We start from the raw sequence: 18,957 nt of genomic DNA on the forward strand, positions 1-18,957 counted from the left end.
CTCGTGAGAAGCGCAGCTTCTAATTACTTAAATTGAGCATAAACGACATATAATCGAACAACTTTTTAAAGCTTCGCTTTAACGCGCCAGCAAGCTTTGCGCCTACAGGCTAGGCATTAGGCTCTCTCTACATCAAACGCTATTACGTCTTTAATTTTTTCTTTATTTGTTGCAAGCATTACCAACCTATCGATTCCCAAAGCAACCCCTGCGCATTGTGGTAATCCATGGTCCAGCGCTTTAATTAAACGCGTATCCATTGGCACTTGCTTTAAACCATTTTCAGCGCGGTATGCGTTATCTTCATTAAAACGTTTAGCTTGCTCGCTGGCATTTGTGAGTTCGTTAAAGCCGTTAGCCAATTCCATATTCTTATAATAAAGCTCAAAGCGCCCTGCTACACGCTCATCGTGTTCACAAATTTGTGCAAGTGCCGCTTGAGAAGCTGGAAAGTGATACACAAAACATGGCTTATTTTGCCCTATTGTGGGCTCTACTTTCATACAAAACAATAATTGCAGTAAAGTGTCTTTATGCGTTTCATTTTGGGCTATATCAGCAAACCCGTGCTCACACGCAAGTTGCTTTAATTGCTCTATATTTGCAGTTAGCGGGTCTAGTCCAAGTGCTTGTTCAAACGCTTGATGATAGGTAAGCCTTGTTGCCGGCTCGACATTTAGAACGAGCCGCATTAGCTCATCCATTTCATCCATAAGTGCAAATTCATCAAAGCCTGGACGATACCATTCTAGCATTGTAAATTCAGGATTGTGATGGCTACCTGCTTCTTCATTTCTAAATGCCTTACAAAGCTGAAATATTGGCCCTGAGCCTGCTGCTAGTAAACGTTTCATTGCAAATTCAGGCGATGTTTGCAAATAAAGCGGCAAGCCACCAGCGTGGCCAGGGCCTACAAAAGTAGTTTTAAAACTCGCTAAGTGTACATCGGTTACGCTTGCACCGCTTAAGCTAGGTGTTTCAACTTCCATTACATTGCGCGTATAAAAAAACTCACGAATAGTACGTAATATTGCCGCGCGCTGTTTAAGTGTTTCTATGCTTGCGCTTGGAGCCCAAAGTGTTGCTGACATATTTTCTCCAAAAAAAATCCCAGCTTAAGCCGGGATTTTATAAACAATGTTAAAGCTTACTTAACACGGCCTACGTATTCACCGCTACGAGTGTCTACTTTAATTACTTCGCCAATTTGTACAAACAATGGAACACGTACTACTGCACCCGTTGTAAGCGTTGCAGGTTTACCACCTGTGCCAGCTGTATCGCCTTTAAGGCCTGGATCGGTTTCAGTGATCTCAAGCTCAACAAAGTTAGGTGGAGTAACTGCAATTGGGCTGCCGTTCCATAATGTAATTGTACATACATCGTTTTCAACTAACCATTTAACTGCATCACCTAATGCTTTTTCGTCAGCGGCAATTTGCTCAAATGTTTCGTTGTTCATGAAATGCCAAAACTCACCGTCTGTATATAGGTACGCTAGGTCGGTATCCATTACATCGGCGCCTTCAACTGATTCACCCGATTTAAAGGTTTTTTCAAGCACCTTACCAGAGATAAGTTTACGGATACGAACACGGTTAAACGCTTGGCCTTTACCTGGTTTTACCATTTCATTTTCTAAGATACTGCAAGGTTCGCCGTCCATCATAATTTTTAGGCCGCCCTTGAACTCGTTGGTGCTATAATTCGCCATCGTTTCCTCTATTTATATTTTTTCGAGTAATCTACGTGCCAATGATACAAAGAAATGAAACAAATTTGCATAAAAACTGGCAAAAAGAATTAGCAAATGTAGTTACCTGCCCAAAAACCTTGCTTGAAATGGTCGGTTTATCGAGCCAAGCCCATGAAAACGACCTAAAAGCTCGCAGTTTATTTGCGGTGCGCGTGCCAGTCCCTTTTATAAAAAAAATGCGCAAAGGTGATGCAAACGATCCTTTATTACTACAAGTTATGCCACGCCACCAAGAATTTTTGACTAAGTCGGGTTTTAATAAAGATCCACTACTTGAGCAAGACAACGACCAACCAGGGCTTTTACATAAGTATAAATCACGTGTTTTAGTGATGTTTAAAACCGGCTGTGCGGTAAATTGTCGTTACTGCTTTAGAAGGCATTTTCCGTATCAAGAAAACCAACTTAATAAAAAAAGCCTGCTTGAAACACTAAACTACATAAAATCAGATGCCAATATAAACGAAGTGATTTTAAGTGGTGGCGATCCGCTAATGGCCAAAGATGATGCTATTAGTTGGTTTTTAGATGAGCTTGAGCAGTTACCACAGATTAAGCGTATGCGAATACATAGCCGTTTACCCGTTGTAATACCTGCGCGTATTACCGATGAGCTATGCGCGAGGCTACAACACTCACCGCTAAAAATTGTATTTATTAACCATATAAATCACGCCAACGAAATAGACGACGAGTTTAAAGCCGCCATGCAAAAGCTTAAACAAGCAAACGTAACGCTTTTAAACCAAGCTGTAATTTTAAAGGATGTAAATGATACACTCGATGCTCAAATAAATTTAAGCGAAGCATTATTTGACGCAGACGTATTACCGTATTATTTGTATTTGTTAGATAAAGTTGAAGGAGCCAGCCACTTTGATATTAACGAAGAGGACGCAATAAGAATAATGGCAGAGCTATTAAAAGCTCTGCCTGGATTTTTAGTGCCTAAATTAGTGAGAGAGATAGGTGGTCAAAAAAGTAAAACACCTATCGATCTTAAGCTTATTTAAACGTATACATTTACGTTATTACCCAGTGTTGCAGTCACCGATTTTGCCGGTGTTTGCGCACTTTCTGGCTTTGCTGCGCCTTCAATAAGAGCAAGTGCGGCAGAACCATCAACCTTTTGCTGTCTTTTTGCAAGTGCAGCACTTAAAACTTCAGCACCTTCGCCAGCACCAGACATTACTGGTAAATTTCCACCTGATATATTCATATAAACAATCCACCTGACTTTTAAATGTAATCCAAGTATTATATCGGCCATGCAGTACAAAGCTTTAGGAAACCCATGGACTCTATTATTGAACAACTCAATACAAACTTAAAAATTGTTTATCGTCAAGCACTTGATGCAGACAAAAAACTAGATGAGCTACAGCAACAAGGCCATGGTAAATTTAAAGCCTTGTTCCCAGCTGATGCCGGATTTAGTTTTGAAGCTAAACGCTTTAAACCATACGTACTTGATGTAGCAGCCGATGTAGAAAGCTTAAGCACTGATGGTTTTAATGAAGAAAAGCTTAAAACAACAGTACTTAAATTACAGCAGTTACTAACGCTGTTAGCGACGTTTAAGTAAAGCGTAAAACAAATGCCGCTATTTAGCGGCATTATTATTTAATCTAAATTTGGTAATATTTGCTCGCCAAACCACTCTGTAATTAAGCGTTTCTCATAATAAAATGACTCATCACGACCCATTTTTATTTTATCCATAAAGCCCATATCTTTAAGCTCTACATCGTTTGCTTCGCTTATTACGCTACCGTCTTTATCGGTTAGCGAGTAATTAAGCTTTAAGCGCGGAAAATAAATAGGTTTTACGACACGTATTTCATCCACGCCGCCAAAGCGTACATCACCAGCTAGGTCAATATCCGTTATTTCTATGTTTAGCTTATAATCTTTTGGAAGTTGCTCCACCAATTTAGAAAAATGCTTTTCAAACTGTATTTTTATCTGTTTATGATACGACGATTTACCTTGGTTAGAAGCGCGTACATCACGATAATCTTTAAAATCTTGCCACTTAACAACAGACTCTCCAGCGTTAGCAAATACAGGTAAAGTGAGAAACATTACCATAGCTATTTTTTTTACTGAATTCATAACACTCTCCAAAGGGGCTGTTGCTAATTATTTAGACTAAGCCCTGCAATAATATACTAAAGTTTAGCAGTCACTTATTAACTATAACTTAATAATTGAACTAATTGAACTAATTGAACTAATTGAACGTTACGCAACCAAACTCAATTCCCCCTCACTATGACCGCTATAAACGATAAAAGTTATAAATAAAGCATGTAAATTATCAGTATTTATGGTGAAATTAAGGTAATTGAAAAAGGTATCCACGGAGTATTCATGGCTATTTTAGTAACCGGTGGTGCAGGCTACATTGGCTCGCACACTGTGTTAGAACTTTTACAGCAAGGTAACGATGTTGTTGTTATTGATAATTTAAGTAACTCATCACGAGAATCCCTTGCGCGCGTAAAGAATATTACAGGCAAAGAGGCCACTTTCTACCAAGGCGATATTCTCGATAAATTCTTTTTAGATTCAGTATTTGCTAAACACACTGTTGATAGTGTTATACATTTTGCGGGTTTAAAATCAGTGGGCGAGTCGGTTTCAAAGCCAGTTGAGTACTATCAAAACAACGTCCAAGGTACACTTACGCTTATTGATGCGATGCGTGATGCGGGTGTATTTAAATTGGTATTTAGCTCATCAGCTACGGTTTACGGCGATCCTGCTAGCTTACCAATCAAAGAAGACTTCCCTGTAGGCGGAACTACCAACCCTTACGGCACATCTAAGCTGATAGTTGAAATGATGCTGCAAGATATCGCTAAATCAGATGAGCGCTTTGCATTTGCTATTTTACGTTACTTTAACCCAGTGGGTGCACATGAATCAGGCCTAATTGGTGAAGATCCTAACGGTATCCCAAATAATCTTTTACCGTTTATTGCACAGGTTGCTGTGGGTAAATTAAAGCAACTTGCCGTATTTGGCGATGACTACGACACACTTGACGGTACAGGTGTGCGCGACTATATACACGTTGTAGATTTAGCTATTGGCCACTTAAAAGCGCTTGATAAAATTGCCAACAGCACGGGGGCATTAGTTTATAACCTAGGTACTGGTAACGGTTACTCTGTATTACAAATGGTTAATGCATTTATTAAAGCAAGCGATCAGGCTGTGCCTTATCAGGTTTCCCCTCGTCGCCCTGGTGATATTGCAGCGTGTTATGCAGCGCCTGAAAAAGCCCTTAATGAGTTAGGTTGGGAAGCAGTACGCGGAATTGATGCCATGATGGAAGATACCTGGCGTTGGCAGTCAAATAATCCAAATGGTTATAAAGGTTAGGTAAAACAACTTTCACGCTTAAAATAAGTGCGCGGCATCAAGCCGCGCATACCGAGTATTTTATACATTGAATTCAATTTTATAGCTGTGTTGTAGGCGAAGAGCTTGCTCACGCGAAAAGCGCAGCTTTTAATTACTTATATCCAGTATTAAATAACGAGTATATTCTTTATGTCTGTGCCCACTGTCTTAATAAGTTATGGTACACACCTGTTAATTGAATAATCTCTGGGCTATCTTCTACTTTGCTGCGCAAGCTTTGAATCGACATATCTAAATCAAATAATAATCCGCGTTTTTCATCGCTGTTTACCATGCTTTGCAGCCAAAAGAACGAAGCTAATCTACGCCCGCGAGTTACAGGCATCACGCGGTGCAAACTCGTCGATGGGTAAAGTACCATGCTACCTGCGGGTAATTTTACACTGTGCGAGCCGTAGGTATCTTCCACAACGAGTTCGCCGCCATCGTAATCTTCGGGTTCGTTAAAAAACAGAGTCATAGATACATCTGTACGAATTTTTACAGGCGTGCCAGGTACTTGTCTAATTGCATTATCTACATGTACACCAAACGATTGGCCGCCTTGATAGCAATTAAATAACGGCGGAAAAATTTTTGCAGGCAGCGCTGCCGACATAAATAGATTACTACGCGCTAATGCACCCATAATAATTTCACCCAGCTCTTGTGCTTCTGGGCTACTTTCTGGCAATTGTAAGTTATTTTTTGCTTTGGTTGACTGATGCCCTGCAGTAATACTGCCATCAGCCCACTGCGCCGTCAGTAATTTATTACGGCAATAAGCCACTTCGTCTTTAGTTAGTAGTTCTGGAATTTTAACTAGCATGTGCGCCCTCTCACATTTTCATCAAATAATTAAGGGCAGAGTTAACTCTGCCCTTTTATGCCGTACTTATTTTACTCTCAGAAAGAGTAGCTTGCTGTTAAGCTAAACTTACGACCATCACCTGGTACAAAGTGACCGCCACCTAACTGATCAACATAGTCTTTATCACCAAGGTTTTCACCATTTAGTTGTAAGCTAAGATCTTTAGATACGTCGTACGCCACCATTAAATCAAAAATAGTATAACCTGGCGCACGAGAACGTGTTGACGTAGTGCCGTTGTAGCGTTCACCAACATATTGCGCACCTAAACCAAACGATAACTTATCCGACATATCGTACGTAGTCCAAACACTTGCGCTATTTTTAGGCGTACGTGCAAGCTCGTTACCAATTTGAGTTGCGTCGTCGCCTAATGCTTTAGTTACTTCACTGTCTTGGTAAGTGTATGAGGCAATTACAGTCCACTCTTTAGTAATTAGGCCCGTTGCTGAAAGCTCTAAACCTTGTACGCGCTGCTCACCACCGAGTATTTCGTCACTTGAGCTATCTGCAAATGGGTCATCAGTACGGGCATTGGTTTTTTCAGTACGGAAAAGTGCAGCATTAGTTTGCAGGCGGCCATCCATTAGGCTCCACTTAGTTCCTAATTCATAACTGCGACTTTCTTCAGCGTCTAAATCAGCCGCATTTGAACGCGTAGATACCGTAAGACTTTCAGCCGATGGATTAAATGAGTTACCTGCGCCTAGATATACACTGCCGTTTTCTGTAGGTTTATATACTACAGCTGCATTCCAGCTAAATAAGTCGTCACTTGTAGAAATTAAAGCGCTTGGGTCATTATAATCATTGTGATAATCCGTAGTGAAGCTATCAAAGCGAATTCCGCCTGTAACTTCCCATTGCTTGTTAAGTGTCACTGTATCAAATGCATAAATAGCTTGGTTTTTAGCTTTAGCTTCAATGCTTGTACCGTCACGGCCATACACACCCGTAAATGCAATTGTGGCATCAGGGTTGTATAAGTCGTTACGTATTCCATCTTCAATTAGGTTATCTGGCGTAGTTGCTACAAAGTTGTGGCGTGTAAATGTTTCGTTAGCTAGTTCAACACCTACTACAACATCGTGAGTAAAACCTGCAAACTCATAGTTACCTATCAAATCAACCTGTATTGCTGCAAGTGAGTTTTGTGTATCACGTGTTTTTTCATCAGCAAATGTAATATCAGTGTCTGTTGTGACCGAGAAATAACGCGGTGCGGTTGTTACTGACTCACGCTTAACTTCACCTAAACGGCCTTGCACACGTAGCATAGTGTTTTGAGAAAAGTCATACTCATAACGAGCAGTTGTTGAGTAAGCTTCAATATCTTCGTAATCACGGTAAATATTACCGTAAAAGTTATCAAAGTCGACAGGCGAAGGTGAGCGCGCACTATCTGCAAGTTCAGCTACTGGCGTATCACTATAGACCCAAGGAATACCATAATCTGGTAAATTATCTTGGCGTTGATACTCTAGGTTTAAATCAAAACGGCTGTTTGTACCAAGCCCTGTTGCAAATGCAAATGCAACAGCATTTGTTTCATTCTCAACATGATCACGACCTGCAACATCACCTTTATCAGTAAGAAGATTGATACGTAGTGCGCTTGTGTCGTTTACTTGAATGTTAGTATCAAAACGACCACGGTAATCGCTTTCTGTACCTAAACGAAGTGATACGTCGTTAAAGCTATCAAGCTTTGCTTTTTTGCTTTCTAGGTTAACACTACCACCGGTTGCACCACGCCCAGAAACCGCAGAGCCAGGGCCTTTTGCCACTTCAACCGCTTCAATATTGTAAATATCACGTGTGTAACCTGCCACATCACGAATACCATCCACAAAAATGTCGTTTGTTGCGCTAAAGCCACGAATAGACATGCTATCGCCAGTCGGTGCGCCGCCTTCACCAGCGGCTAAAGAAATGCCTGAAACATTACGCAAAGCATCACGTAGGCTATCTACGTTTCTGTCTTTCATTACCGCCTGGTTAATTACTGTTACCGTTTTAGCTGTATCGAGTAGCGGTTGAGTGTATTTATGCGACGTTGATTTTTCTACAACATAGCTAGACTCAGTTACCGTTTGTGCTTTCACTACAGCCAGTTCTTGAACATCTTGTGCACTTGCCCAAGTTGAAAGCGTAGCTGTAACAACTGCTGCAATTGGCTTCACGTAGGTATTTCCTTTATTCGATGGCTTACTCATGGTTACTCCGTAGTTTTTATTAAGCACTTAACGATTGTTAATTTAAGGTACATATTTAATTTCGGCGAAATCCTACCACCCAAGCAATGCAATGTAAACGATAACTGTTATCAATTGCATTATTGTATGTATTCCTATATTGTATACACACTCAAAAATTAACAGTAATTACGTCCCTGTAATTGCTTGTCGTAACTTTCAGGATTGTTGTTAAGTAATGCGAAGCTTAATTAAACCAATTAGCGTAGTTATCGCGCTTTGTAGCACCATGGCAGTAAAAGCCGACACTGTTAGTGAGCTAGAACAACTCGTTAATAAATGGCTACAAATAGAAAATCAAAACACAGAATTAAATACTCATTGGCTTGAACAAAAAAGCAGCATGGAGCAAACCTTAACGCTTCTAAATGCTGAGCAGCAGCAACTTAGCGAGCTTAATCAGCGTAGAAAAAAAAACACCAGTGAACTTGCCCAAAAACGCGAACAACTTGTAACTCAGCAATCAGAACTTGAAAATGATCAACAGCAATTAAATGATCAACTAGCACGTATTTCTGGGCAATTACTTTCATTACAAGTCCAATTACCCCCGCCAGTTTTAAGCAGTTGGAAAAACGCCGGTGATTTAAGCGATTCAAAACTCAGTACGACTGACCGATTACAAACAGCGCTAAAAATGCTGACCCTTCTTAATGATTTTCAACAACGTATTTCTATTCACGAAATGGCTATTAAACACCCTGACGGGCAAGAAGTGTGGGTAAAGCAGCTTTATTTAGGTGCAGCACAAACATGGTTTGTAAGCGAAGATTTAAGTTACGTAGGTATTGGTTTTCCAAGTGACTTAGGTTGGCAGTGGGAATTTGACCCAAGCATTAATGCTGAGCAAGTTGCACTGGGTATTGCGGTACAGCAAAAAAAGCGCGCTGCTGATTGGGTAACACTCCCAATATTAAGTTATGTAAATAAAAACCAGCAAGAGGCTAAATAATGGCTACTAACAGCATAATTAAAGTATTTAGCGTCACAGTGTTACTTTTTAGTGCAAACATTTCTTTTGCAGCTAGCAGTGATGATGCTAAACAGGGTATTTTAAGTGATATTAAAACAGCGCAACGTACTCTAAGTAAAACTCAAAATAGTATTTCAAAAGAGCAAACTACCCTTGCAAAGCAAATATTTACCAAGCAGCAATCGCTCAGTAAATTGCGCGCGCAAGCCGCAGTTAATCGCCGCCTAGCTGACGAAAACACATTAAGCCTCGATCAGTTACAAACCCGATTAGACACTTGGCAACAACAGCAGCAATATCAATTAAACTTACTTAGCCGTTTTGTACGCCAAAATACCAGCAATAGTGCTAACAGTAACGAGTCGACTAATAATCAGAACGAGCTATTAAGCCGCGTTATATCGCAAATTAATAATCAAGAACAGGCACTTTATCCACAGTTTAAAAAACAATCGGTTGTGCTAAGTAATGGCGAATTAAGCCAAGCTAATACCCTTCAAGTAGGCCCTGTTGCATGGTTTAGTACGCAAACACCTAAACTTATGGGTTTATTAAATTTAGATGATGAATCTAATGCATTAAAAGTAGCGTTAGTACAATCTACAAGTGACGATAACCCACTCGATAATACTTTAAAGCAAAACGGTGTAGGCTCTACATTACTTACTTTTGATCCTAGTTTAACGCACTTAGTGACTAGCCAAGCCCAACAAGAAAGTCCGCTTGAACACCTAGTAAAAGGCGGTTTATGGGCTATCCCTATTATTTTATTTGCCTGCTTTGCACTAACCATTGCACTATTAAAAGCCGCACAGCTACTACATTTAAGTAAAATTAAAATGCACTCTCAAATGCAATTACAGCAATTTTTTAAAGCTGAAAATAGCAGTGAATTTGCAGGCATGCAGCAGCAGCTATTTAACTTAACGCTGCAAAGCGAAAAAGGCCAAGTACGAGACGATCAATTATTTAATCAGTTAATTCATGATAAGCATAAACTCGATAACTTTATTGGTGCAATTGCTGTTACTGCAGCAGTAGCCCCATTACTCGGGTTATTAGGCACGGTTAGCGGCATGATCGAAACATTTAAAATGATGACCTTGTTTGGCTCAGGTGACCCAGAAGTTGTATCGGGCGGTATTGCACAAGCACTAATAACAACCGAACTGGGTTTAGTCGTGGCCATACCAGCACTTGTGTTAAATGCATTGCTATCACGTAAAGCAAAAGCGTACTACAGCCAACTAGAAGGCTTTGCATTACAGCTTAGTCAACTAGAAAAAGGAGAAACCAATGTTTGAAAAAATCCTTAGTAACCCTATTTGCTGGTGTATTCTTTTACTCGCTTTACTTGTATACCAGCTTATTTTTCATGACTTACTGCACCTTAAACAATACCAAGCGCAGCGCAAAGGTTATTGGCAAGAAGTTAGTTCTATTTTAACTGCAGCGCTTCCGCTACTTGGTTTATTAGGCACCATTGTTGGTTTGCTTGATACATTTAAAGTAATGGCGCTGGGCCATAACGAGTTAATGAGTGACGCCATTGGTGATGCATTGCTAACAACTCAATTGGGCCTTGTCTGCGCTATTCCTGCGTGGTTAATGCAAGCTTACTTAGCATATTCACAACGTAATCCTAAATTACATACGTTAAGTAAACAGTTAGGGTAACACTATGCAATCACGTTTAAAGCACAAGCTAGAGCAAGAAGCGGGGCAACATATCGATATGTCGCCGCTACTTGATGTGGTATTTATATTGCTAATATTTTTTATTGTTACAACCGTATTTGTACGCGAAAGCGGCGTTGAAGTTGATAAACCACAAGCCGTATCGGCCAGTCGTCTTGAGCAGCAAGTTATATTTTTAGCAATAACCGACAACCAACAAGTATTTTTTGATGGCAGCCAAATTGGTGTTGCTGGTGTACGTAGTAGTGTCGAGCAAATGTTAAAACAGCAACAACGCCCTGTGGTTATTCAAGCTGATAAAACAGTACCTACTGAGTTACTTGTTCAAGTAATTGACGAAGCAAAGCTGGCAGGCGCGGCGCAAGTTAACTTAGCTACGAAGCAATAATATGCACACGATTAACCCGCTTCAAAAAACAAAAAACAATCGCCATCCGCTGTTTGCATTTGGCCTTAGCCTCATTGTGCTTAGTGTTGCATTACTGCTTTTATGGCTTGGGCAACTTGCCGAGCATCATATACAAGACAAAGTGGTTGTACGTGAGATTGCCATGGTGGCACTGCCACCGCCCCCTCCTCCATCAATATCGCAACAGCAAACAAGTGAGCCAACGCAAAGCTTAGCGGTAGAAGGTGCCGGCGCGTCTATTCAAGCCGTAAAAATTAAGATAAACAGTGATTTAAGTATTGTAAAACCCGATACACCTAACGTAAAAGTAAGCGCGCCACAATGGCAATCAATGAGTGTAAATTGGGATGCATTTAGCCTAAGCGACCTTGATAGCCCGCCCGTACCACTCACACCTGTAAAAGCGGTAATACCAAAAAGTTTAACCCGCCAAGGTGTCGATATATTTATTGTAAAGCTCGATGTTTTTATAGATGAAAACGGTAAAGTTACTTTAATCGAAGTATTACAAAACCCATACCCTGAAATTAAACCCGTTGTCGACAGCATCATAAAAAAAATCCGCTTTAGTGAACCTAAAAAAGAAGGTAAAGCGGTTCGTACTCGCTTCACTTTACCAATCGAATTTAAACCTTAAGCCTATTAAAATGAAAAATATAAATATATCTAAAATGCTAAAACTATTAACTCGCGCAGTATTTACAACTGCAATGTGCTCATTACCTTTATTTAGCGCAGGCAACGTAAATGCAAGCGCTGCCAGTGATACTAGTGCGCCACTAAAAGTAACGTTATCGCCTAGCGATCCAACATGGCAATTAGCTATAAATAATAAATTACTAGGGCCTACAGAAGTTCTTATTGAACCGACCGAGCGCGGTTTTGCTCGCCAAGTGCAACCACTTTTACAAGCAGGTAATTACAGTGAAGTTGCGGCGTTATTTAAAGGCCGTGATATAAAACAAGATAGCACCGCTTTAAACTTATTACGTGCACAGGTTTTGCTTTCCACAAAAGACTTCAATAATGCTGAACGAGCTTACTTAGCGTGTTTAAAAGCCTCACCTGATTTAGTAAAAGCACACCAAGGTTTGAGCCTTTTATACATGCAACAAGCAAAGTATGATAAAGCGCAAACACACTTAGTACACAGTATTGAACTTGGTCAAGCTGACGCACAAAGTTATGCGCAACTTGCCTATATACACGTGCAGCACAACCAGCCTTGGAGCGCAGTAGCGGCGTACCGCCAGGCGCTCATGCTTGCGCCAGAAACAAGCCAATATCAACAAGGACTATTGTTTGCGTTAATTGAATCGGGTGATTTAAATCAGGCAAATGCATTATTAAAAGAATTACTCAATAAAACCCCTGACAAAGCTGAACTTTGGCTGCAACGTGCCCAAATAGCATTACAGCTTGATCAAAAAAAGCAAGCGCTTGCTGCTATTGAAGTGGCCTTAAAACTTAACCCTAAAGACACCAGCAACCAGCTTTTAGCAGCCCAGCTGCATTTAAGTGAAGGCAGCAGTGAACGTGCGGTTAGTTTATTAAAACAAGGTTTAAAACACGCCACTAAACAACAGCAAGTTGAGGTTATTAATACCACAATGCAAACGTTGGGCTGGCTTGTATCGCAACAAAAATGGAATTTAGCTAAAGAGCTAATAGGCAACGCAAAAAGATTAACCAAACAACTACCCCGTGATGAACAAGCGCAGTTTTCTGTATACAGCGCACAAATAGCGATGCAACAAGGTAATACTAATCGAGCTCTTAAAAGCTTAAATAATGCACTTAAAATAAACCCGAATTTAGGTGATGCTTTACTTAGTTTAGCCAGTATCTACCGTAGTAAAAATCAATTAACCCAAGCTAAACTTATGTATGTTCGCGCACAAGCCCTACCTGATTACCAACTATCGGCGTGGCTTGGCTTATCGCAAATAGCAATTGACTCTAAAAACTACCCGAGTGCGCTAAAACATCTTAGAAAAGCATTACAAGCAAACCCACAGCGCCAAGACTTAATTACCAACATTCGCGCTCTTGAGAATATAGTGCGCCAAGAAGGGTAAGTTTAACACCGTAGTTCAATTTACTTGTAGGCGCTTAGCTTGCTGGCGTGTAAAACGCAGTTTTTAAAATAACTTCATAATTAGAAGCTGCGCTTCTCAATTGAGCAAGCTCGTTTATAATATATTAAAGCGTTACCAATTTTGCATTTCGACTATGCGTGATTGCGTGCGTGCATATTCAAAGCTCAACTTTTTACCTTTATACAAATGTTCAATGTCGGTTTGCGCATTTATTACCAGTAATTTATGGCAATCGTAAAACTCATCAACCAATGCTATAAAGCGCCGTGCTTCGTCATCAAAAGTGTGCTCATCAAGCATTTGCTTTTCGCGTTGATAGCTATCTTCTATACCATGCACAATAACTTTACCCGTTGCTTTAACACCCATTTGCGGCACGTTCGATACATATAACACATCAAATTGCGTTGCTAAAAACATATAATCGTTAGCACTACGAGGGCCTGAGCATAGCGCCATAAAATCAATCATCAAGGCATTATCTGCTTTAAATAAATAAGGTAAATCGCGGCCATGTACAGTAATTGTATTGCTACATGTTACTACTGAATGCGAAGCTAAAAACTCATTTTTAAAATCGTGATTTGATAAATTAATAAAATAGTGACGACTGTTTTTACCATATCTAAAGCGGTGATCGTCCTCCCCTGCCACGTTAATTATATGGCAATGGTTATTAATTAAATCGATAGTAGGTAAAAATCGCGCTCGTTGCAGGCCATTGTAATAAAGCTGCTCTGGCTTTGCGTTCGATGTGGCCACCAGCACAACACCTTGTTCAAACAACGCATTAAACAATCTGGACATAATCATGGCATCGCCAATGTCGCTCACAAAAAACTCGTCAAAACACAATACACGAATATTTTTAGCCCACTGTTTTGCAATTAGGATTAGTGGATTTTTTTGACCTTGTAGCTGCGAAAGCTGAGCATGCACTTGCGCTATAAAATGATGAAAATGCAGGCGCTGCTTTTGCTCAATAGGTAGGTTTTTATAAAATAAATCCATTAGCATGGATTTGCCACGCCCTACTGGCCCATATAAATAAATTCCTTTTATTTGGGGGGTATTTTGCCACCATAGTGTGTGAGCTTGAAGTTGCTCGCTTAGCGTATTTAAAGCCTCCACTGCATTTTGCTGCGCCGCATCAAAACACAGTTCACCTGTGTCTATTTTTGCTTGGTAAAGGCTTAAAATTTGTGTGCTGTACACTGTCATGGTATTTCACTATCGGCTATAATCGCGCCCATTGTAGCCGACTAAAAATGTGAACCAAAATGAAATTCCCTTGCCGCTTAGATAAATTTATTAGCCACTTAGCTGAAATACCGCGCACGCAAGCTCGCGCTAGCATTAAGCGTAAAGAAGTAAGCGTTAATGGGGAAATAATTACCTCACATAATTTTCAGCTAGCCCAGCAAGATGAAGTACTGCACCAAGGTACGCCTTTGGTATTTTTAGGTAAGCGCTACTACATGCTAAATAAACCGGTTGGCTATGTATGTGCTAACAGTGACGAGCTACATAAAACCGTTTTTGACTTACTTGATGAGCCAAATATGAGCGACTTTCACGTTGCAGGGCGCCTTGATATAGATACCACAGGGTTAGTTATTATTACCAATGATGGCGATTGGTCACATAAAATTACGTCACCTAAAAGCAATAAATTTAAAACCTACCTCGTTGAAACCCAAGAACCTATTACCGATGAAGCCCTTGAGCAATTACGCACAGGTGTCATGCTGCATAACGAAAAAGATTTAACTCGCCCAGCTATTGCTGAGAAGCTTGCTAATTACGGCCTGCGTTTATCAATAAGTGAAGGTAAATATCATCAAGTTAAACGCATGCTTTATGCGGTAGATAACAAAGTAATTGAGTTGCATCGCGAGCAGATTGCAGGGATTACCCTAGATGAAAACTTAGCTAGTGGTGAATATCGATTATTAACACTCGAAGAAATTAAGTTGTAAACGTTGTCAAAAATATAGATTCACTGGTGAAAATGCTATCTGTGTAAGAAATAATCTACTTTCTGATAACTATTAATTGATAGCAAAGGCTCAAGTTACGATTTTATCTGCACTAAGTCAAAGTCAGCCATGCCTGGCACAATAGCTTGCAAACGTGACTCAGTAACATCCAGGGCATTTAAGCATTCACAATATTCAGACGCTTTAAGCTCAAGCTGATGTGCTTTTTTTTGTAAAGACTTATCAATCTCTTTTGTGATGATATCCATGCGCTGGCCCATGTCGTTAATACGATCTTCTATATTACCTTCACGGGATTTAAATGCATCCCCTAACGACACTAAAATAGCACCAAGGGAACCATGCACTGCGGAGTGAATTTTTTGGCTAATTTCTTTAGTAAAAAAATCATCTATTTGTGAAAGTGATTGCGGAGCTATAAAAAAGAAGTCATCACCACGCTTAAATTTATCCATTAGCGCACGCTCTACATATTGCAGTTGAGTTTTAAGTACTTCTGGTTCTTTATCTGACATGCCTTCGACTACGTGCTCAATCGCACTTAAACCTAAATTAACACCATCGGTGGCTAGGTTTACTAATTCCGGAACGGTATGGCGAATACCATTACTAAATTGTTCAAGTACTTTGCTTTCATCATCACTTAAATCAACCCAATAACCTCGAATAAATAATTGGTTATTATTGTTGATTTGCACACGAGTTTGACCTTTGTCAACAATTCGAATTACATCGTCGGTAATTATTAAACCATGCCTTAGCTCTACATCACATTGCTTTTGCGCAAATACACTGGGGCTTGAAAGTGCTATGGACAACGCCAATATCGAACGAGATAAAAACGCCATAAACACCTCAAAAAGACTAAAATGGAAGGTAAGTAGGTTAACAAAAAACCAACTTTATGCAAGTAAAAGTAAAGCTATCAGGAAAACACCAAGTATACATATACTCGCTGTTTTACTGGTAACTTATTAAAACTGAGCACTTAAAGTTTTACCCTAAATAGGTGAACCCGGTGGAATAGGTAATGCTTTGAAATTACTAGGCCATTGTCCTTTATTCAAAAATTGATCCACTTGTTCAGCTAAATATTGCTTAAATGCACTCTCACCAGTACTTGTATGGCTCAACATTGAGTTCTGGTTAAAGTCTTCACTTAACTTAACTAAGTAGTACCGTAACTGTGCTTGTACTTCAGGGCTTGCACTATCGCTTGCTACTAAATCAGCCATGGTTTTTGCAGTTAAAAATTGCACGCGCTGAGTGATTTTACCTGTCATTGTATTAGGTGATGACGCGTTAAACACATGGCCATATAGCTCCTCAAGTAACTCATCTAAACTATAAAAGTCATTACTACGCGTTTGTTGCTGCGCTAAGCGATTTAAACGCTGTGCATTTAATAAAAGCGACAAGCTGTGCTGCACTGCAACCTCGGGTAATGCCATTGCATCGAGCGTTAACCCAGTGCGCCCAACTATGCTCTCGCGCGATTTAGACTCGCCATATGCTTTTGGCGGAATTAGCGATAACACAGATTCAGGAAGTAATAAGTTACTTGGCTTAAGTGTTGCAAAAATAGCGTTTACCGCTTCTTGCTGTGTTTTTTTATTAACGACTTGTGCGCCTTTTACGGGTGAGTCACCGCGTGTTTCGTATTCGTAATCGACACCGGCTATAAGCTTAACTGCAGCCTCAACCTGAAAACGATGAAACAGATAAAGCGGGACTAGTTTTTCTTCTAATTGCGATAATGCATCGCCCGTTTTAATATTATTAATACCAAACTGCGAAAGCGCTTTTTTTCGTACGTCGAGTACGCGTAAAAGCTCCTGAGAAGGATTAGTGCCGTTATCCCATAAATGAGCTGTTGGATGCGCGCCACCTTTAGCACGAGCGTCGCTGTCAGATATAAACTCAAGGCCTTTAGTTTTGTTCTCTTTTAAAATAGCAGTGAGTTCTGCGCTTTCATCTTGGTTAGTAAAATCGCTATAGCCATATTTAATTACTTGGGTATCCCACACACCCATTCCTGTTGCATAACCGCGCGTTACATCAAGCTTACCTTGTTCATTAAAACTAAGTAGCGGATGTGGGTAGTCCATTACAGAAGCTCTATCACCTACCGATGCCGCAAAGTTATGAGCAATACCTAAAGTATGGCCAATTTCATGTGCGCTTAATTGGCGAATACGATCAAGCGCCATTGCTTGCAAGTTTTTAGCAACTTCATTGCCTTTTAAATAAGGAGCAGCAAGTGCTTCAGCAATTAATATATCTTGGCGAACACGCAGTGAGCCGAGCGTTACATGCCCTTTAAGTATTTCACCCGTGCGTGGGTCAATTACCGAACTACCGTATGACCAACCTCGGGTTGCACGGTGTACCCATTGAATTACGTTGTAACGAATATCCATCGGGTCGGCGCTACTTGGCAGCACTTTTACTATAAATGCGTTTTTATATCCTGCAGCAGTAAATGCATCGTTCCACCACTTTCCACCTTCAAGCAAAGCGCTTTTAACGGGCTCTGGAACGCCAGGATCAAGGTAATAAACAATTGGTTTAACAGGTTCACTAATAGGTAAACTTGAGTCTTTTTTAGTTAGACGGTGGCGTGGTATGTAACGTACGTACATAGACTCACCAAGCGGCGCTGCGTAATCTTTATGTTCTATGCTCCAAAAACCTGATTGCGGATTAAACTTACGAGGCGTGTAGTTATCATCTGGTAGTTGAATTAGTGAATGATGCATATGAACGGTAAGCGCATAAGGGTCAGCACTTACTTGGCGAACAAATTCACCTGGGTTTGTGCCCTTGAATGTAAGTACAGCTTCAAGCTCGGTGTTTTTTACAAATGCTTTTGAGCGATTCATATAAACGGCGCTACGTGATTCATCAAGGCTAAAGTTACCTTGTTTTCGTGCAGCAAGCGTTCGGCTTACGCCATGTACATCACTTAATAAATAAGGCGTGTAATCAATAAGTACTGTGGCTTTATTTTCTGCGACCACTTTAAAACCAGCAAGTATACTTGATGCAAACGCTTCTTTAATACTTTGCTGTTCAGCCTTGTTACTTGTATTAGCACGATAGTAAGTATTTACAGCCCGCAGCATTACTTTGTCACCAAAACGCTCAAACTGCACAAGGTGAGCATTACCAAGCTGACCTCTATCAAGGCCTATGTCGTTAGAGCCAATACCGTAAGGCAAACTTTGCTGTAATAAAAATTGTTGTTCAAACTTATCAACTTTTAAATATACTTTTCCGTTTTGGGTATCGTAAAAAAACGAATAATAGCCCGGAAAATGATTCATTTGCGTAGTAAATTCATCAATTGACTTAATTGCTGCGTGCGCTTGAGTTATGATAGAGCACAGCACAGTAAAGAATATGTAACTTAGTAGTGGTATTTTTTTCATAATCTTATCTTTGTTATTTGTGTTTTAAGTACGATTAGGTGGTCCCATTATAGG

General features: G+C 40.2%; 19 protein-coding genes. 10 read left to right on the forward strand and 9 right to left on the reverse strand.

From position 1 onward, the window contains the following. Positions 1-116: 116 nt before the first annotated feature. Positions 117-1,091, reverse strand: a complete 975-nt coding sequence (epmA, locus tag V6260_RS05710) for an elongation factor P--(R)-beta-lysine ligase (protein WP_341593091.1) — start codon at positions 1,089-1,091, stop codon at positions 117-119. A 56-nt stretch (positions 1,092-1,147) separates the two neighbouring features. Further along, positions 1,148-1,714 carry an elongation factor P gene (efp, locus tag V6260_RS05715; protein WP_058546947.1) on the reverse strand — a complete coding sequence of 189 codons (567 nt, stop codon included), beginning with the start codon at positions 1,712-1,714 and terminating at the stop codon, positions 1,148-1,150. A 41-nt stretch (positions 1,715-1,755) separates the two neighbouring features. Between efp and epmB the strand changes: the two genes are divergently transcribed. Further along, complete coding sequence (epmB, locus tag V6260_RS05720; protein ID WP_341593092.1) at positions 1,756-2,769, forward strand: EF-P beta-lysylation protein EpmB; 1,014 nt, start codon at positions 1,756-1,758, stop codon at positions 2,767-2,769. On the opposite strand, the gene V6260_RS05725 is transcribed toward epmB, so the two are convergent. Further along, on the reverse strand, positions 2,766-2,975 hold the full coding sequence (locus tag V6260_RS05725; protein ID WP_341593093.1) for a hypothetical protein: 210 nt from the start codon (positions 2,973-2,975) through the stop codon (positions 2,766-2,768). The two genes, epmB and V6260_RS05725, sit on opposite strands and share 4 nt — an antisense overlap. Before the next feature lie 75 nt (positions 2,976-3,050). Between V6260_RS05725 and V6260_RS05730 the strand changes: the two genes are divergently transcribed. Continuing rightward, on the forward strand, positions 3,051-3,341 hold the full coding sequence (locus tag V6260_RS05730) for a prephenate dehydrogenase (protein ID WP_341593094.1): 291 nt from the start codon (positions 3,051-3,053) through the stop codon (positions 3,339-3,341). Between the two features lie 38 nt (positions 3,342-3,379). Here the strand turns inward: V6260_RS05730 and V6260_RS05735 are convergent, their stop codons facing one another. Then, positions 3,380-3,871, reverse strand: a complete 492-nt coding sequence (locus V6260_RS05735; protein ID WP_341593095.1) for a DUF3016 domain-containing protein — start codon at positions 3,869-3,871, stop codon at positions 3,380-3,382. Positions 3,872-4,129: 258 nt separating this feature from the next. On the opposite strand from V6260_RS05735, the gene galE reads away from it, so the two are divergent. Further along, entirely contained in the window at positions 4,130-5,146 is a 1,017-nt protein-coding gene (galE, locus tag V6260_RS05740; protein WP_341593096.1) for a UDP-glucose 4-epimerase GalE, read from the forward strand. Between the two features lie 169 nt (positions 5,147-5,315). Here galE and V6260_RS05745 read toward each other — a convergent pair whose 3' ends face one another. Beyond that, positions 5,316-5,996, reverse strand: a complete 681-nt coding sequence (locus tag V6260_RS05745; protein ID WP_341593097.1) for a Fe2+-dependent dioxygenase — start codon at positions 5,994-5,996, stop codon at positions 5,316-5,318. Positions 5,997-6,073: 77 nt separating this feature from the next. Then, positions 6,074-8,254 carry a TonB-dependent siderophore receptor gene (locus V6260_RS05750; RefSeq protein ID WP_341593098.1) on the reverse strand — a complete coding sequence of 727 codons (2,181 nt, stop codon included), beginning with the start codon at positions 8,252-8,254 and terminating at the stop codon, positions 6,074-6,076. 217 nt (positions 8,255-8,471) lie between these two features. On the opposite strand from V6260_RS05750, the gene V6260_RS05755 reads away from it, so the two are divergent. From V6260_RS05755 to V6260_RS05780, 6 genes are read left to right on the forward strand one after another with little or no spacing between them, the layout of a single operon-like run. Then, complete coding sequence (locus V6260_RS05755) at positions 8,472-9,245, forward strand: DUF3450 family protein (protein WP_341593099.1); 774 nt, start codon at positions 8,472-8,474, stop codon at positions 9,243-9,245. After that, entirely contained in the window at positions 9,245-10,570 is a 1,326-nt protein-coding gene (locus V6260_RS05760; RefSeq protein WP_341593100.1) for a MotA/TolQ/ExbB proton channel family protein, read from the forward strand. Before V6260_RS05755 ends, V6260_RS05760 begins: the two co-directional genes overlap by 1 nt. Then, positions 10,563-10,943 (forward strand): MotA/TolQ/ExbB proton channel family protein, encoded by a 381-nt coding sequence (locus V6260_RS05765; protein WP_341593101.1) that lies wholly within the window; start codon positions 10,563-10,565, stop codon positions 10,941-10,943. The genes V6260_RS05760 and V6260_RS05765 overlap by 8 nt, the downstream gene beginning before the upstream one ends. Positions 10,944-10,947: 4 nt before the next feature. Next, positions 10,948-11,352: an ExbD/TolR family protein gene (locus V6260_RS05770; protein WP_036981164.1), complete on the forward strand. Its 405-nt coding sequence runs from the start codon at positions 10,948-10,950 to the stop codon at positions 11,350-11,352. A gap of 1 nt (position 11,353) precedes the next feature. Beyond that, positions 11,354-12,010, forward strand: a complete 657-nt coding sequence (locus V6260_RS05775) for a hypothetical protein (protein ID WP_341593102.1) — start codon at positions 11,354-11,356, stop codon at positions 12,008-12,010. Between the two features lie 10 nt (positions 12,011-12,020). Further along, entirely contained in the window at positions 12,021-13,451 is a 1,431-nt protein-coding gene (locus V6260_RS05780) for a tetratricopeptide repeat protein (protein ID WP_341593103.1), read from the forward strand. A 132-nt stretch (positions 13,452-13,583) separates the two neighbouring features. Here the strand turns inward: V6260_RS05780 and zapE are convergent, their stop codons facing one another. Next, positions 13,584-14,693, reverse strand: a complete 1,110-nt coding sequence (gene zapE, locus V6260_RS05785) for a cell division protein ZapE (RefSeq protein WP_341593104.1) — start codon at positions 14,691-14,693, stop codon at positions 13,584-13,586. 59 nt (positions 14,694-14,752) lie between these two features. Between zapE and rsuA the strand changes: the two genes are divergently transcribed. Further along, positions 14,753-15,451, forward strand: coding sequence for a 16S rRNA pseudouridine(516) synthase RsuA (gene rsuA, locus V6260_RS05790; RefSeq protein WP_341593105.1), 699 nt, complete (start codon positions 14,753-14,755; stop codon positions 15,449-15,451). Positions 15,452-15,546: 95 nt separating this feature from the next. On the opposite strand, the gene V6260_RS05795 is transcribed toward rsuA, so the two are convergent. Next, complete coding sequence (locus V6260_RS05795) at positions 15,547-16,320, reverse strand: YggN family protein (RefSeq protein WP_341593106.1); 774 nt, start codon at positions 16,318-16,320, stop codon at positions 15,547-15,549. Between the two features lie 153 nt (positions 16,321-16,473). Then, positions 16,474-18,903 (reverse strand): zinc-dependent metalloprotease, encoded by a 2,430-nt coding sequence (locus V6260_RS05800; protein ID WP_341593107.1) that lies wholly within the window; start codon positions 18,901-18,903, stop codon positions 16,474-16,476. Positions 18,904-18,957: the final 54 nt, after the last annotated feature.

The sequence above is a fragment of the Pseudoalteromonas aliena genome, from assembly GCF_038155085.1.
Classification (GTDB): domain Bacteria; phylum Pseudomonadota; class Gammaproteobacteria; order Enterobacterales; family Alteromonadaceae; genus Pseudoalteromonas; species Pseudoalteromonas aliena_A.

Excerpts from the sequence above, each read along its gene's own strand:
- epmA (WP_341593091.1), bottom strand. The coding sequence starts at position 1,091 with ATGTCAGCAACACTTTGGGCTCCAAGCGCAAGCATAGAAACACTTAAA.
- efp (WP_058546947.1), bottom strand. The coding sequence starts at position 1,714 with ATGGCGAATTATAGCACCAACGAGTTCAAGGGCGGCCTAAAAATTATG.
- epmB (WP_341593092.1), top strand. The coding sequence starts at position 1,756 with ATGATACAAAGAAATGAAACAAATTTGCATAAAAACTGGCAAAAAGAA.
- V6260_RS05725 (WP_341593093.1), bottom strand. The coding sequence starts at position 2,975 with ATGAATATATCAGGTGGAAATTTACCAGTAATGTCTGGTGCTGGCGAA.
- V6260_RS05730 (WP_341593094.1), top strand. The coding sequence starts at position 3,051 with ATGGACTCTATTATTGAACAACTCAATACAAACTTAAAAATTGTTTAT.
- V6260_RS05735 (WP_341593095.1), bottom strand. The coding sequence starts at position 3,871 with ATGAATTCAGTAAAAAAAATAGCTATGGTAATGTTTCTCACTTTACCT.
- galE (WP_341593096.1), top strand. The coding sequence starts at position 4,130 with ATGGCTATTTTAGTAACCGGTGGTGCAGGCTACATTGGCTCGCACACT.
- V6260_RS05745 (WP_341593097.1), bottom strand. The coding sequence starts at position 5,996 with ATGCTAGTTAAAATTCCAGAACTACTAACTAAAGACGAAGTGGCTTAT.
- V6260_RS05750 (WP_341593098.1), bottom strand. The coding sequence starts at position 8,254 with ATGAGTAAGCCATCGAATAAAGGAAATACCTACGTGAAGCCAATTGCA.
- V6260_RS05755 (WP_341593099.1), top strand. The coding sequence starts at position 8,472 with ATGCGAAGCTTAATTAAACCAATTAGCGTAGTTATCGCGCTTTGTAGC.
- V6260_RS05760 (WP_341593100.1), top strand. The coding sequence starts at position 9,245 with ATGGCTACTAACAGCATAATTAAAGTATTTAGCGTCACAGTGTTACTT.
- V6260_RS05765 (WP_341593101.1), top strand. The coding sequence starts at position 10,563 with ATGTTTGAAAAAATCCTTAGTAACCCTATTTGCTGGTGTATTCTTTTA.
- V6260_RS05770 (WP_036981164.1), top strand. The coding sequence starts at position 10,948 with ATGCAATCACGTTTAAAGCACAAGCTAGAGCAAGAAGCGGGGCAACAT.
- V6260_RS05775 (WP_341593102.1), top strand. The coding sequence starts at position 11,354 with ATGCACACGATTAACCCGCTTCAAAAAACAAAAAACAATCGCCATCCG.
- V6260_RS05780 (WP_341593103.1), top strand. The coding sequence starts at position 12,021 with ATGAAAAATATAAATATATCTAAAATGCTAAAACTATTAACTCGCGCA.
- zapE (WP_341593104.1), bottom strand. The coding sequence starts at position 14,693 with ATGACAGTGTACAGCACACAAATTTTAAGCCTTTACCAAGCAAAAATA.
- rsuA (WP_341593105.1), top strand. The coding sequence starts at position 14,753 with ATGAAATTCCCTTGCCGCTTAGATAAATTTATTAGCCACTTAGCTGAA.
- V6260_RS05795 (WP_341593106.1), bottom strand. The coding sequence starts at position 16,320 with ATGGCGTTTTTATCTCGTTCGATATTGGCGTTGTCCATAGCACTTTCA.
- V6260_RS05800 (WP_341593107.1), bottom strand. The coding sequence starts at position 18,903 with ATGAAAAAAATACCACTACTAAGTTACATATTCTTTACTGTGCTGTGC.